This is a genomic window from Streptomyces sp. NPDC012794, assembly GCF_042901085.1.
Classification (GTDB): Bacteria; Actinomycetota; Actinomycetes; order Streptomycetales; family Streptomycetaceae; genus Streptomyces.
In genome coordinates this window covers 1-13,243 of sequence record NZ_JBIBCI010000003.1, presented here as the reverse complement: position 1 = coordinate 13,243, position 13,243 = coordinate 1, and the positions used below count along the sequence as shown (strand labels likewise).

Below are 13,243 nucleotides of genomic sequence, written 5' to 3'. Positions count from 1 at the left end.
CGGGGGGGGGGGCCCGCGAAAAATAAAACCCCCAACCAAAAAAACCCCCCCCCCCCCCCCCCCCGGCCGCCCCCCCCCCCCCCCCGCGCGGCCCCCCCCGGGGGGGGGGGGGGGGGGGCCCCCCCCCCCCCCCCCGCCCCCGGTCGCGCATTTGACTCCACAGTCAACCGCGAGGAAGCCAAGCCCATGACCGTGCACTCCCAGGGAGCGGCGACCAGCGCTCCACAGGACGCACCACACAAGTCCGCCGGACGGCCGCCGAAGGCGCCCACCGCCAAGACCGGCCCCGGCCCCGGTGATACGTCTCCTCGCGGGGGCAGAAGGCCCCTCCCCTCGGGATGGGTGCCCTACCTGCTGGTGCTGCCCGCCGTGGCGGCCATCGCGCTCCTGCTGCTGTACCCGCTGATCAAGAACGTGATCCTGTCCTTCCAGGACATCAACAAGATCGAGTTCATCCAGCGGAAGTACCCCTTCGCGGGACTGGAGAACTACACCCAGCTGCTCGGCGACACGAACTTCTGGACCGTCGTCGTCCGCAGCTTCGTCTTCACCTTCGCCAACGTCGTGCTGATCATGGTGATCGGCAGCCTCATCGGCATCCTGCTCAACCGGCTCGGCAAGTGGATGCGCCTGGTCCTGTCGATGGCGCTGGTGATGGCCTGGGCCATGCCCATCGTCGCCTCCGTCCAGGTCTTCTACTGGCTGTTCGACGAGCAGTTCGGCGTCATGAACTGGGTGATGCGCACGATCGGCTTCTCCGGCTACGAACAGCACAACTGGTTCGAGACCGGCCTGTCCACCCTGACGATCGTCACGCTCCTGGTGGTCTGGGGCTCCATCCCCTTCGTCGCCCTCAACATGTACGCCGGCCTCACCACGGTCGGCGCCGAGCTGTACGAGGCCGCCCGCATGGACGGCGCCAACGGCTGGCAGACCTTCTGGAAGGTCGTCTTCCCCAACCTGAAGCCCTTCTTCCTGGTCACCACCTTCCTCGAGGTGATCTGGGTCTTCAAGGCCTTCACCCAGGTCTACGCGATGAACAAGGGCGGCCCCGACCGCGCCTCCGAGATCCTCCCGGTCTTCGCCTATGTCGAGGGCCAGAGCCAGGCCCACTACGGCCTCGCCGCCGCGATCTCCGTCCTGACGATCCTGATCCTGCTGGTCGTCATGTCCTTCTACTTCCGCCTGATCCTGAAGCAGGAGGAGGAACAGTGAGCACCACCGCCGCCCCGAACGAGCCCGCGCAGCGGCTCCGCACCCGCCGGCCGCTGCGCCCCGCGACCGTCGCCAAGAACCTCGGCGCGCTGCTCCTGGCGCTGGTCTTCGTCTTCCCGGTCTACTGGATGTTCTCCTCGGCCCTCAAGCCGAACGGCGAGATCCTCACCAAGGACCCGGTCTTCGTCTTCACCCCGACGCTCGACAACTTCGGCAAGGCCACCGGCGTCGACGGCTTCTGGACGTACGTCACCAACAGCCTCGTGGTCACCGTGGGCGCCGTCCTGCTGGCCCTGCTGGTCGCCCTCGCGGCGAGCTTCGCCATCGCCCGCATGAAGTTCAAGGGCCGCAAGGGCCTCCTCCTCGGCGTGATGATGGCGCAGATGGCCCCCTGGGAGGTCATGGTCATCGCGATGTACATGATCGCCCGCGACGCCGAGATGCTGAACAGCATCGGCCTGCTCACCGCCGTCTACTTCGTGATGGTCCTCCCCTTCACCATCTGGACCCTGCGCGGCTTCATCGCCGCCGTCCCGGTGACCCTGGAGGAGGCCGCCCAGATCGACGGCTGCACCCGGGGCCAGGCCTTCCGCAAGGTGATCTTCCCGCTGCTGGCCCCCGGCCTGATGTCCACCTCGCTCTTCGGCTTCATCACCGCCTGGAACGAGTTCGCGATGGTCCTGATCCTGAACAAGGACAAGTCCGCCCAGACCCTGCCGCTGTGGCTGACCCAGTTCAAGACCGCCTTCGGCAACGACTGGGGCGCCACCATGGCCGCGTCCTCGATCTTCGCGATCCCCGTCCTGGTGATCTTCATCTTCCTCCAGCGCAAGGCCGTCGGCGGCATGACCTCCGGCGCCGTGAAGGGATAACGGCCCATGACTGTCCTTGCGCACCGCCCGGACACCCTGACCCGCGACGCGCTCGCCGTGCTCCAGCCCGGCTTCGAGGGCACCACCGCCCCCGCCTGGCTGCTGCGCCAGGTCGGCGAGGGCCTCACCGCGGTCGGCCTGTTCGGCCGCAACATCGCCTCGCCCGAGCAGCTCGCCGCGCTCACCGCGCAGCTGAGGGCGGTACGGGACGACGTACTCGTCGCCATCGACGAGGAGGGCGGCGACGTCACCCGCCTGGAGGTCCGGGACGGCTCGTCCTTCCCCGGCAACCTGGCCCTCGGCACCGTCGACGACACCGCGCTGACCCGCGAGGTCGCCCGCGAGCTGGGCCGCCGCCTCGCCGAATGCGGCGTCAACCTCAACTGGGCCCCCTCCGCGGACGTCAACTCCAACCCCGCCAACCCGGTCATCGGCGTCCGCTCCTTCGGCGCCGACACCGCCCTCGCCGCCCGGCACACCGCCGCGTACGTCGAGGGCCTCCAGGCCGCCGGCGTCGCCGCCTGCACCAAGCACTTCCCGGGCCACGGCGACACCAACGTCGACTCGCACCACGCGCTGCCCCGCATCGACGTGGACCTGGACACCCTCCAGGCCCGCGAGCTGATCCCGTTCAAGGCGGCCATGGAGGCCGGCACCAAGGCCGTGATGAGCGCCCACATCCTGGTGCCCGCCCTCGACCCCACCCGCCCCGCCACCCTCAGCCCGCAGATCCTCACCGGTCTGCTGCGCAAGGAGCTGGGCTACGAGGGCCTCATCGTCACCGACGGCATGGAGATGAACGCCATCGCCGGGACGTACGGCATCGAACGCGGCTCGGTGCTCGCCATCGCGGCCGGCGCCGACGCCATCTGCGTCGGCGGGGGCCTCGCCGACGAGGCGACCGTGCTGCGCCTGCGCGACGCGCTGGTCGCCGCCGTACGCGAGGGCGTGCTCCCGCAGGAGCGGCTCGCCGACGCCGCCGCACGGGTGCGCGCCCTCGCCGAGTGGACCCGCCGGTCCCGGCCGGACGCGCCGCGGGAGGGGAGCGGCGCGTCCGGCATCGGCCTGACCGCGGCCCGCCGCGCGCTGGCCGTATCGGGCCGGGCGGCCCCGGTCCGCGCCCCGTACGTCGCCACGCTCGCGCCCGTCGCGAACATCGCGGTGGGCGACGAGACCCCCTGGGGGGTGGCCGCGGAGCTGGCCGGGCTGGTCCCGGGGACCGGCTCGGGCGTCTACCCCGAGGGCTGCGCCGCCGCCGACGTACTGGCGGCCGCGGGGGACCGCACCGTCGTCGCGGTGGTCCGCGACGCGCACCGGCACCCGTGGATGACGCAGGTCCTGGACGCGCTGGTCGAGGCCAGGCCGGACACCGTGGTCGTGGAGATGGGCCTGCCGCGTGCCGAGCCGCGCGGGGCGCTGTACATCGCCACGCACGGGGCCTCCCGCGTGTGCGGACGGGCGGCGGCCGAGGTCATCGCCGGGCGCGGCTGAGACGCGAGAAGGCCGGGCCCCCGAGGAGGGGGGCCCGGCCTTCTCGTTTGCCGTCCGGTGTTACAGGCCCTGCCAGGAGGGCTTGTTGGCGTAGGTGTGGCGGAAGTAGTCCGCCAGCTTCAGCTTCGAGGCGGCCGCCTCGTCCACGACGACGGTCGCGTGCCGGTGCAGCTGGAGCGCGGAGGCCGGGACCAGCGCGGACAGCGGGCCCTCGACGGTCTGGGCGACCGCCTCGGCCTTGCCCTCGCCGGTGGCCAGCAGGATCAGGTGGCGGGCGTCGAGGATGGTGCCGATGCCCTGGGTGATGACGTGGTGCGGCACCTGCTCCAGGTCGTCGTCGAAGAAGCGCGCGTTGTCCACGCGGGTCTGCTCGGTCAGCGTCTTGATGCGGGTGCGGGAGGCCAGCGAGGAGCAGGGCTCGTTGAAGCCGATGTGCCCGTCGGTGCCGATCCCCAGCAGCTGGAGGTCCACACCGCCGGCCGCGGCGAGGGCCCGGTCGTACGCCTCGCAGGCCGCCTGGACGTCGTCGGCGGAGCCGTCGGGGCCCATGAAGGAGGCCTCGGTCAGGCCGAGGGGCTCGACGACCTCCCGGAGCACGACCGCGCGGTAGGACTCCGGGTGTCCGGCCGGCAGGCCGACGTACTCGTCGAGCTGGCATATCCGGGCCCGGGAGGCGTCGACCTCGCCGGCCCTGACCTTGGCCGCGAGGGCTTCGTAGACGGGCAGCGGGGTGGAGCCGGTCGCCACGCCCAGCAGGGCGTCGGGCTTGCGGCGGACCAGGGCGGCCACGGCCTCCGCGATGAGCGCGCCGCCTGCCTTGGCGTCCGGGACGATGACAACTTCCACGCTGGGCCTGCCGATCTGAGAGGGAGGAAGGGATGGTCGCTTGTGGTATAGACCAATCTAGCAGAGCCCGCCCGCGGAAGGCGGCCCTCCGCCCCCTCTTCCATGGTGGTCCCGATGCCCTCCGGGCGCCCCCGCTCCCGTGCCCACCCGCCCGGAACCGGGGAGGCGGCGCCGGTCACGGGCGGCGGCCGGGGCCGGATACCGTACGGATTCCCTAGCGGCCGCTATAGAATGCGGCGCATGGTGACAGGACAGCGCGGCAGGCCCCGCTCCTTCGACCGGGCGGCAGCCCTCGACAAGGCGATGCTGACCTTCTGGGATCAGGGCTACGAGGCCACGTCCATCGCGGACCTGACGCGCAACCTGGGCATCGGCGCCCCCAGCCTGTACGCGGCCTTCGGCGACAAGCGCAAGCTCTTCGACGAGGCCGTACTGGCCTACGGCAGCCGGTACGGGCACTTCGCGGACGTGGCGCTCGCCGAGGAGCCCACCGCCCGCGCGGCCATCGGCCGCATCCTGCGGGAGGCGGCCGGGATCTACACCGACCCCGCCCACCCGCCGGGCTGCATGGTGATCAGCGCGGCCGCCAACACCACCGCGCGGGACGTGGCCGATGCCCTGCGTGAGCGCCGCAACGCCAACCTGGAGCTGTTCGAGCGCCGGATCGAGGCCGACGTCGCGAGCGGCGAGCTGCCCGCCGGTACGGACGCGCGGGCGCTGGCACGCTTCGCCGGGGCGGTGCTCCAGGGAATGTCCCAGCAGTCGTGCGACGGGGCGAGCCGCGAAGAGCTGGAGGCGGTCGCGGAGCGGGCGCTGATGGCCTGGCCGCGTTAGCGTCGCCGGAGGAGGATCCGCACGAGGGGGGTCCCGCCGAGGGGGATTCCTCTGGGCCACGGTGCCGGGGTGGGACCCTCAGCCCACCCGGCACCGTAGCCCGGAGTACTCACGGCCGTAGGGTGTGCGGTGCCCGGCGGCCGTTGCAAGGCGCCTACGCGGTCAGGGCAGAACGCGCGGCCACCTCGATCCGTCCTCCTGTGCGGGGAGGGCGGAAGTCTGGAACCATTCTGGACTAGACCAATCTGTCCTGTCCATCCAATGGAGGGGTCTGCAGACCCGTCACTTCCTCCAACAGTACGCGGACTGTGCCCCTTCTGGATACTCCTGAGTATTCGCGGTGGGGAAAGTCATCCCCGTACCCGGGGTACGCTCGCAAGGTGCCCTCCATGAACGACCTCGTACGCCAGCACACCGCTCTCAGTGAAGCCGAACTGGAGTGGCTGCACCTGCTGGTCTCGGAGTGGCAGCTGCTCTCCGACCTCTCCTTCGCCGACCTCGTGCTCTGGGTCCCCACCCTCGACGGCACCCGGTACGTCTCCGTCGCGCAGATGCGGCCCAACACCGGCCCCACCTCCTACCAGGACGACATGGTCGGCCACCTCGTCCCGCGCGGCCGCCGCCCGCTGCTCGACGCCGCCCTCGACGAGGGCCGGATCGTGCGCGAGGGCGACCCGGAGTGGCGCGAGGAGGTACCCGTCCGCGTCGAGTCGATCCCCGTCCGCCGCGAGGGCCGCGTCCTGGGCGTGATCGCCCGCAACACCAACCTGCTCACTGTGCGTACACCGAGCCGGCTGGAGCTGACCTACCTCCAGTCCGCCTCGGACCTCGCCCAGATGATCGCCGCGGGCGCCTTCCCCTTCCCGGGACAGCAGGTCGACATGGACGCCTCCCCGCGCGTCGGGGACGGTCTGATCCGGCTCGACGCCGACGGCGTGGTGACGTACGCGTCCCCCAACGCCCTCTCCGCCTACCACCGCCTCGGTCTCGCCGCCGACCTGGTCGGCCAGGACCTGGGCACCACCACCGCCGAACTCGCCCCCTCCCGGGGGCCGGTGGACGAGGCCCTCGTCAAGCTCGCCAGCGGCTGGGCCCCGCGCGAGACCGAGGTCGAGGGCAACGGCGGGGTCATCCAGCTGCGCGCCATCCCGCTCAAGCCCAAGGGCACCCGGATCGGATCCCTCGTCCTGTGCCGCGACGTCACCGAACTGCGCCGTCGCGAACGTGAACTGATCACCAAGGACGCCACCATCCGGGAGATCCACCACCGGGTCAAGAACAACCTCCAGACCGTGGCCGCCCTCTTGCGGCTCCAGGGCCGCCGCATGGATTCGCCCCAGGCCCGCGAGGCGCTCAACGAGGCGGTGCGCCGCGTCGGTTCGATCGCGATCGTGCACGAGACCCTGTCTCAGAACCTCGACGAGCGGGTCGAGTTCGACGAGATCGCCGACCGCGTCATCGCGATGGTCGCCGAGATCTCGCCCGGCAGGGTGCAGTGCCGGCGCCTCGGCCGGTTCGGGATCCTGGACGCGGAGGTGGCCACTCCGCTGTCGATGGTGCTGACCGAGATCCTGCAGAACGCCCTGGAGCACGCCTTCACCCAGGGGGAGGGCGGCACCGTGGAGGTGTCGGCGAGCCGGTCCGGCACCGGCCGCGAGGACTCCCGGCTGCTGATCACCGTGGTCGACGACGGCTGCGGCTTGCCCGAGGGCTTCGACCCCCAGCGGGCCGGCAACCTCGGGCTGCAGATCGTACGGACCCTCGTGGAGGGCGAGCTGGGAGGCGCCTTCGACATGGTCCGGGCCGAGCCGCGCGGCACCAGGGTCGTCCTCGACATCCCCGCCAGCCCGCAGAAGTGACGCCGACGGCCCGTCACCCACCGTGACGGGCCGTTCGGCCGCGCTGTGGCGGCACAGCACTGAGCCCCGGACCGATGGTTCCCGGTCCGGGGCTCGAGAGCACGTTGCTGAGCGCTTATACGGTTACTACGCGCTGCGGCTCGAGGCTCGAAAGTCGATGTCAGGCGGTGGCGTTACGCGCCCGATTGCGAGCGGCGCGGCGCTTCATGGCGCGGCGCTCGTCCTCGCTGAGACCGCCCCAGACGCCGGAGTCCTGACCGGACTCGAGCGCCCACTGCAGGCACTGCTCCATGACGGGGCAGCGGCGGCAGACGGCCTTGGCTTCCTCGATCTGCAGCAGCGCAGGACCGGTGTTGCCGATGGGGAAGAAGAGCTCGGGGTCTTCCTCGCGGCAAACGGCGTTGTGACGCCAGTCCATGGCTGCTCCATCTCCTTGTATTGCGGGCAGGTTGCTTGTGAATGTGAACGCTTTCACGAATCCCCCCGTGAGGGAAGGGCCGACGCCCAGTCGCCTGGTGCGGTCCGAAGATTCGTGGAGGGGTTCTGGCGGTCTGTGTGGGTGCCGGGTTGTGCGGGCTGTCCCGATCGCCATGTAGAGATTCGCAAACCTCGGACGGGGATACAACCCCTTCCGGAAAGTTTTTTTGGATTCGTCGGTGTCTACTAGGTCACAGCCCTAGTTCCTGGGGGTGGACTGGCGTGTAAACGTTCGACTGAAAGGACTTTAGGCCCTTCCACTCACACAATCACACGCAGTGCACGGCGTACGCCTGTGAACCGAACGCTGGTGCGCAGTCCGAGGTGATCCCCGTCCATCTGGAAGGGGAGCGGAACCTTCGAATGCAAGGTGAAGTCGGTCAGATCGTGCAGGGACACCGCGTGCTTGCCGTGCGGGCCCCGCTCAGGAGTCGAGGTCAGGAGCTGTGTCGCGTATCGGGCGACGGCCGGAGTTGACAAACGGTCGAGCGCCAGTACGTCAAGTGCGGTATCGAACGACGCCTCCGGAGAGGCGTACAGGGGCCGGTTCCCCAAGTACGTCCAGGGGGAGGTGTTGCAGACTATCGACAGCACCAGGTCCGTCACCGGATCCGCGCCGGGCCGCTCCAGCGTGATCGTGCCGTGCCGCCGGTTGGGCTCCTCCCAGAACTGGCGCATCAGCTGCCGCACGTACAGCGCGTGCGTCGAACGCTTGCCGCGCTCCCGCTGCTGCTCGACCCGCCCCACCACGCCCGCGTCGAAACCGAAGCCCGCGCAGAAGGTGAACCAGCGCTCCGGAACGGACTCGTCCTCGCTCCCCGGGACGCCGGCCGCCAGGCCCAGACCCACGGTCCGCTCGCGCTTCTCCCGCAGCGCGTCCAGCAGGGCGCCCGTCGCCTCGACGGAATCGTTCGGCAGTCCGAGCGCGCGGGCGAACACGTTCGTGGAGCCGCCCGGCACCACCGCCAGCCCCGGCAGCCGCTCCGGATCGGGGCCGTCGTGCAGGAGCCCGTTGACGACCTCGTTGACGGTGCCGTCACCGCCGAGCGCCACGACCAGGTCGAAACCCTCCCGCGCGGCCCTGCGCCCGACGTCGCGGGCGTGGCCCCGGTACTCGGTGGTCACCGCCTCCAGCTTCATCTCGCTGGCAAGGGCATGGGTCAGGACGTCGCGCGTGCGCGCACTGGTGGTCGTCGCTGCAGGGTTGGCCACGAGGAGAGCGCGCATGAGCGCCAGACTACCCACCCCTCCACATGGGCCCCATACCGACCGTACCGTCCGGGCCCTCCGGCACGCGGCTACCCTGCTGGGGTGAGCAAGAAGCCGACCTCCCCAGCCCCCGCCGCCCCCGAGTCCGCAGCGCTGCCGGGCCGGCTGACCGCCGCCGCCGTACTGACCGCGCTGGAGGGCCTGGCCCTGGCCGGGCTCGGCGTCTACATGCTGTTCGTCGGCATCGCCGGCGACCCCGACTCCCCGCAGCAGGCCGAGACCGGCGGCCTCACCCTGCTCGCGCTCGCCGCGCTCCCGCTGATCGCGGCGCGCGGGCTGCGCCTGGGCCGCCGCTGGAGCCGCGGCCCGGCACTGATCACCCAGCTGATGGCGCTGCCGGTGGCCTGGACCCTGTGGACCACCGGCGGGGCGATGACCGCCGCCGCGGTGGCCCTGGCCCTGGTCGCGATGGCGGTCGCCGCGCTGCTGGTGAACCCGACGGCGACCGAGGCGCTGGGCATCGGGCCCGGGGACCAGTCCCGGTAGTCCGGACCCGGCAGCCGGGCCGGGCGGTCAGGGCCCGGCCGGTTCTCCCGGGCCCTTGTGCCCGGACCCCGCTACTCCTCGACCAGGAGCTTCTCCCGCAGCTGGGCCAGGGTGCGGGCCAGCAGCCGGGAGACGTGCATCTGCGAGATGCCGACCTCCTGCGCGATCTGCGACTGGGTCATGTTGCCGAAGAAGCGCAGCAGCAGGATTCGCTTCTCCCGCGGCGGCAGCCCCTCCAGCAGCGGCTTGAGGGACTCCCGGTACTCGACGCCCTCCAGCGCCTCGTCCTCCGAGCCCAGGGTGTCCGCGACCGCCGGCGACTCGTCGTCGGTGTCCGGCACGTCGAGGGAGAGCGTGCTGTAGGCGTTCGCCGACTCCAGCCCCTCCAGCACCTCTTCCTCGGAGATCCCGAGCCGCTCGGCCAGCTCGTGCACCGTCGGGGAGCGGCCGTGCTGCTGGGACAGCTCCGCCGTGGCCGTGGTCAGCGAGAGCCGCAGCTCCTGCAGGCGCCGGGGGACCCGTACCGCCCAGCCCTTGTCGCGGAAGTGCCGCTTGATCTCGCCCACCACGGTGGGTGTGGCGTAGGTGGAGAACTCGACCCCGCGGTCCGGGTCGAACCGGTCCACCGACTTGATCAGGCCGATGGTCGCGACCTGGGTCAGGTCGTCCAGCGGCTCGCCGCGGTTGCGGAACCGCCGCGCCAGGTGCTCGACCAGCGGCAGGTGCATCCGCACCAGCCGGTTGCGCAGCTCCGCCCGCTCGGGTGATCCCTCGGGCAGCTGACGCAGCTCGAAGAACAGGGCCCGCGCGCCGCTGCGGTCCCGCGGATCCGGAACCGCCGGGGGCGCGGTCGGCGCCTCCGGCGCCCGGGCCTCGGGGGCCTGGGCGTCCGGTGTCCGGGCCTCCAGGGCCGCGGCCTCCTGTGGCAGTGGTTGCTCGTGCTGGTTCTCGCTCATAGGGCCCGCCCGTCGCTCCGCCGAGTCCAAAAAGCCGTCTTCCGCATCGGCGTCAGCCGGGTGCGGCCGGGCGTGCTGCTGCTCCGGGATGCCGCCGTCGACCTCGTGCCTCACCCGGGGCCGATCCCCGCCCCGCACCGGGATCTCCCCGCCGCTCACGCCGGGCCTGGTCCCGCGCCGCGCTGTTTGTAGAGGCTGATGCTCACTGTCCTGTTCTCCTCGACCGTCGCCTCGACCTTGCCGGCCAGGGCCGACAGGACCGTCCACGCGAACGTGTCGCGCTCCGGCGCCCGCCCGTCGGTGGTCGGGGCGGAGACGGTCACTTCCAGCGAATCGTCGATGAGCCGGAAGACGCAGCTGAGGACGGAGCCGGGCACGGCCTGCTGGAGCAGGATCGCGCAGGCCTCGTCCACCGCGATGCGGAGGTCCTCGATCTCGTCGAGGGTGAAGTCCAAACGTGCCGCGAGTCCGGCCGTGGCCGTTCGCAGCACCGACAGGTAGGCACCCGCAGCCGGCAGCCGGACTTCCACGAAGTCCTGGGTCCCGGGCTCGCCTGCGATCTGGGACACCCTCACCTCCAAGGTGGTACGAGCTCTGTTCGCCGGTGACGCTACCGCGATCCGGGCGATCGTGTCGCGGCACCCCTCATGAGCCCGCTCTGGAGCGACCGGGCCGACCCCGCCAAGTGCGGTGACTGATGGTAAGCCTACGAGTACGCACAGTGGCTAGAGGTCTGCGGGCCCAATTGTGGGGAACCGGCGGAGGGTTGACCTACCCCGCTCCCGGCGATCGAACCTTCGTCCCCGGATGATCCAAGCCGGCTCCTCAGACCAGGGAACCGTCGACGAAACACCAGCGCCAGGTCTCGCCCGGCTCGAAGCTCCGCATCACCGGGTGGCCGCTCTCGTGGTGGTGGGCGGTCGCGTGCCGGTGGGGGGAGGAATCGCAGCACGCCACGTACCCGCAGCCGAGACACATCCGCAGCTGTACGGGATGGCTCCCGAGCACTTCGCATTCCGGGCAGGTCAGTGCCCGCGGGACCGGCTCGGGGCGCGGCAGTTCGGCAACGTGGGTGCACTCGCTCATGATGGCCAGGTTACGGCCGGGGTGCGGGCGCGACGACGGTGACGACGGAGGAGGGTGGATCTTCGATGGAGGTATTGCCGCTGGTGGCGCTGGTGGCCGGCAGCGCCGCCGTGGCGGGGGTGGCCCGGCGCACGCCGGTGCCGGCGCCGCTGCTGCTGGTCGCGGCGGGTCTGGTCGCGGCGTACGCACCGGGGGTGCCCTCGTACGCCCTCGACCCGCACATCGTGCTGCCGCTGCTGCTCCCGCCGCTGCTGCACACGGCGGCGGTGGACAGCTCGTACCTGGACCTGCGGGCCAACGTACGGCCGATCGCGCTGCTGTCGGTGGGGTACGTGCTCTTCGCGACGCTCGCCGTCGGTTACGTCGCCTACCTGGTCGTGCCGGGGCTGTCGCTGCCGGTGGCGCTGGTGCTGGGCGCGGTGATCGCGCCGCCCGACGCCGTCGCGGCGACGGCGATCGCCAGGCGGCTGGGGCTGCCGAACCGGATGACGACGATCCTCCAGGGCGAGTCCCTGGTGAACGACGCCACCGCCATCACCGCCTACAAGGTGGCGCTGACCGCGGCGGTCGGGGTGAGCACCGGCTGGGCGGGCGGGATCGAGGAGTTCCTCCGCGCGTCTGTGGGCGGGGTCGCGGTGGGCCTGCTGCTGATGGTGCCCATCCACCAGCTGAGGAAGCGGCTGCGGGAACCGCTGCTGCAGAACACCCTGTCCCTGCTCATCCCGTTCGTGGCGTACGCGGCGGCGGAGCGGGTGCACGCCTCCGGGGTGCTGGCGGTGGTCGTCGTCGCGCTGTACCTGGGGCACCGGAACTGGCAGGTCGACTTCGCGACGCGGCTCCAGGAGGAGGCCGTGTGGAAGGTGGTGGCCTTCGTGCTGGAGTCGGTGGTCTTCGCGCTGATCGGGCTCCAGCTGCCGGTGGTGCTGAAGGGGCTGGGGGAGTACGAGGGGGTGGCCGCGGCCTGGTACGCCCTCGTGGTGTTCTTCGCGGTGGTGGTGGCACGGTTCGTGTGGGTGTTCCCGGCGACCTTCGTGCCGAGGTGGGTGTCGCAGCGGATCCGGCACCAGGAGCCGGACACCGACTGGAAGTCCCCGGCGATCGTGGGATGGGCCGGCATGCGGGGGGTCGTCTCGCTGGCGATCGCGTTCTCCGTGCCGATGGGGGTGCCGCACCGGAACCTGCTCCTCTTCCTCACCTTCACGACGGTCATCGGCACGCTGGTGGTGCAGGGGCTGACGCTGCCGCCGCTGATCCGGGTGCTGAAGCTGCCGCCGAGGGACGCGCAGGCGGAGACCCTCGCGGAGGCGCAGGCGCAGAGCGAGGCCTCGCGGGCGGCGGAGGAACGGCTGGCCGAGCTGCTGCGGGACCCGGCGAACAGCACCCTGCCGCCGCCGCTGGCGGACCGGCTGCGGACGGTCCTGGAACGGCGGCGCAACGCGGTGTGGGAACGGCTGGGGGAGGTCAACCCGGTGACGGGGGAGTCGGCGGACGACGTCTACCGGAGGCTGGCGCGGGAGATGATCCAGGCAGAACGCGAGGTCTTCGTCTCCCTCCGCGACCGCCGCCGCATCGACGACGAGATGCTGAGGGCGCTGCTGCGGCGCCTGGACCTGGAGGAGGCGGCGGCGTACCGGGAGGAGACGGGCTGACGGTGCCCTTGCCCTGGCCGGGCGGTTCGGGGGTGGGCGGGGTTGCCCTGCCGGCCGGGGTGCGGGTGCGGCACGCCCTGCCGGGTGGTTGCCCGGCCTGGCGGGGTTGGGGTGGGGTGGCTTCGGGTCGGGGGGGGGGGGGGGGGGGGGGGGGGGGGGGGGGGGGGGGGGGGGGGGGGGGGGGGGGGGGGGGGGGGGGGGGG

Annotated in this window: 13 protein-coding genes; 7 read left to right on the top strand and 6 right to left on the bottom strand. The window is 71.6% G+C overall.

Annotation, left to right across the window (positions count from 1 at the left end; translation table 11 throughout):
* The first annotated feature begins 186 nt into the window (after window positions 1–186).
* From ACFY7H_RS06100 to ACFY7H_RS06090, 3 genes are read left to right on the top strand one after another with little or no spacing between them, the layout of a single operon-like run.
* A complete protein-coding gene (locus ACFY7H_RS06100) occupies window positions 187–1,215 on the top strand; it encodes a carbohydrate ABC transporter permease (RefSeq protein WP_388933807.1) in 1,029 nt (342 codons plus the stop codon).
* 53 nt (window positions 1,216–1,268) lie between these two features.
* Window positions 1,269–2,087 carry a carbohydrate ABC transporter permease gene (locus ACFY7H_RS06095; protein WP_388934965.1) on the top strand — a complete coding sequence of 273 codons (819 nt, stop codon included), beginning with the start codon at window positions 1,269–1,271 and terminating at the stop codon, window positions 2,085–2,087.
* Between the two features lie 6 nt (window positions 2,088–2,093).
* A complete protein-coding gene (locus ACFY7H_RS06090) occupies window positions 2,094–3,578 on the top strand; it encodes a glycoside hydrolase family 3 protein (protein WP_388933804.1) in 1,485 nt (494 codons plus the stop codon).
* Window positions 3,579–3,638: 60 nt separating this feature from the next.
* Here the strand turns inward: ACFY7H_RS06090 and nagB are convergent, their stop codons facing one another.
* On the bottom strand, window positions 3,639–4,424 hold the full coding sequence (gene nagB, locus ACFY7H_RS06085) for a glucosamine-6-phosphate deaminase (RefSeq protein WP_388933801.1): 786 nt from the start codon (window positions 4,422–4,424) through the stop codon (window positions 3,639–3,641).
* A 240-nt stretch (window positions 4,425–4,664) separates the two neighbouring features.
* Between nagB and ACFY7H_RS06080 the strand changes: the two genes are divergently transcribed.
* Window positions 4,665–5,258, top strand: a complete 594-nt coding sequence (locus tag ACFY7H_RS06080) for a TetR/AcrR family transcriptional regulator (RefSeq protein ID WP_388933798.1) — start codon at window positions 4,665–4,667, stop codon at window positions 5,256–5,258.
* Window positions 5,259–5,647: 389 nt separating this feature from the next.
* Window positions 5,648–7,117, top strand: coding sequence for a sensor histidine kinase (locus tag ACFY7H_RS06075; RefSeq protein WP_388933795.1), 1,470 nt, complete (start codon window positions 5,648–5,650; stop codon window positions 7,115–7,117).
* Window positions 7,118–7,277: 160 nt separating this feature from the next.
* Here ACFY7H_RS06075 and ACFY7H_RS06070 read toward each other — a convergent pair whose 3' ends face one another.
* Window positions 7,278–7,535 (bottom strand): WhiB family transcriptional regulator, encoded by a 258-nt coding sequence (locus ACFY7H_RS06070; protein ID WP_004937597.1) that lies wholly within the window; start codon window positions 7,533–7,535, stop codon window positions 7,278–7,280.
* A 320-nt stretch (window positions 7,536–7,855) separates the two neighbouring features.
* Entirely contained in the window at window positions 7,856–8,821 is a 966-nt protein-coding gene (locus ACFY7H_RS06065) for a diacylglycerol/lipid kinase family protein (RefSeq protein ID WP_388933793.1), read from the bottom strand.
* A gap of 84 nt (window positions 8,822–8,905) precedes the next feature.
* Between ACFY7H_RS06065 and ACFY7H_RS06060 the strand changes: the two genes are divergently transcribed.
* Window positions 8,906–9,349 carry a hypothetical protein gene (locus ACFY7H_RS06060; protein ID WP_388933791.1) on the top strand — a complete coding sequence of 148 codons (444 nt, stop codon included), beginning with the start codon at window positions 8,906–8,908 and terminating at the stop codon, window positions 9,347–9,349.
* A gap of 71 nt (window positions 9,350–9,420) precedes the next feature.
* On the opposite strand, the gene ACFY7H_RS06055 is transcribed toward ACFY7H_RS06060, so the two are convergent.
* From ACFY7H_RS06055 to ACFY7H_RS06045, 3 genes are all read right to left on the bottom strand, one after another.
* A complete protein-coding gene (locus ACFY7H_RS06055) occupies window positions 9,421–10,464 on the bottom strand; it encodes an RNA polymerase sigma factor SigF (protein WP_388933788.1) in 1,044 nt (347 codons plus the stop codon).
* Entirely contained in the window at window positions 10,461–10,874 is a 414-nt protein-coding gene (locus tag ACFY7H_RS06050) for an anti-sigma regulatory factor (protein ID WP_030012703.1), read from the bottom strand. Before ACFY7H_RS06050 ends, ACFY7H_RS06055 begins: the two co-directional genes overlap by 4 nt.
* A gap of 256 nt (window positions 10,875–11,130) precedes the next feature.
* Entirely contained in the window at window positions 11,131–11,391 is a 261-nt protein-coding gene (locus tag ACFY7H_RS06045) for a UBP-type zinc finger domain-containing protein (protein ID WP_388933785.1), read from the bottom strand.
* 65 nt (window positions 11,392–11,456) lie between these two features.
* Here ACFY7H_RS06045 and ACFY7H_RS06040 point away from each other — a divergent pair, with 65 nt between their 5' ends.
* A complete protein-coding gene (locus ACFY7H_RS06040) occupies window positions 11,457–13,040 on the top strand; it encodes a Na+/H+ antiporter (RefSeq protein ID WP_388933782.1) in 1,584 nt (527 codons plus the stop codon).
* Window positions 13,041–13,243 lie beyond the last annotated feature (203 nt).

Excerpts from the sequence above, each read along its gene's own strand:
- ACFY7H_RS06100 (WP_388933807.1), top strand. The coding sequence starts at position 187 with ATGACCGTGCACTCCCAGGGAGCGGCGACCAGCGCTCCACAGGACGCA.
- ACFY7H_RS06090 (WP_388933804.1), top strand. The coding sequence starts at position 2,094 with ATGACTGTCCTTGCGCACCGCCCGGACACCCTGACCCGCGACGCGCTC.
- ACFY7H_RS06080 (WP_388933798.1), top strand. The coding sequence starts at position 4,665 with ATGGTGACAGGACAGCGCGGCAGGCCCCGCTCCTTCGACCGGGCGGCA.
- ACFY7H_RS06075 (WP_388933795.1), top strand. The coding sequence starts at position 5,648 with ATGAACGACCTCGTACGCCAGCACACCGCTCTCAGTGAAGCCGAACTG.
- ACFY7H_RS06070 (WP_004937597.1), bottom strand. The coding sequence starts at position 7,535 with ATGGACTGGCGTCACAACGCCGTTTGCCGCGAGGAAGACCCCGAGCTC.
- ACFY7H_RS06065 (WP_388933793.1), bottom strand. The coding sequence starts at position 8,821 with ATGCGCGCTCTCCTCGTGGCCAACCCTGCAGCGACGACCACCAGTGCG.
- ACFY7H_RS06045 (WP_388933785.1), bottom strand. The coding sequence starts at position 11,391 with ATGAGCGAGTGCACCCACGTTGCCGAACTGCCGCGCCCCGAGCCGGTC.
- ACFY7H_RS06040 (WP_388933782.1), top strand. The coding sequence starts at position 11,457 with ATGGAGGTATTGCCGCTGGTGGCGCTGGTGGCCGGCAGCGCCGCCGTG.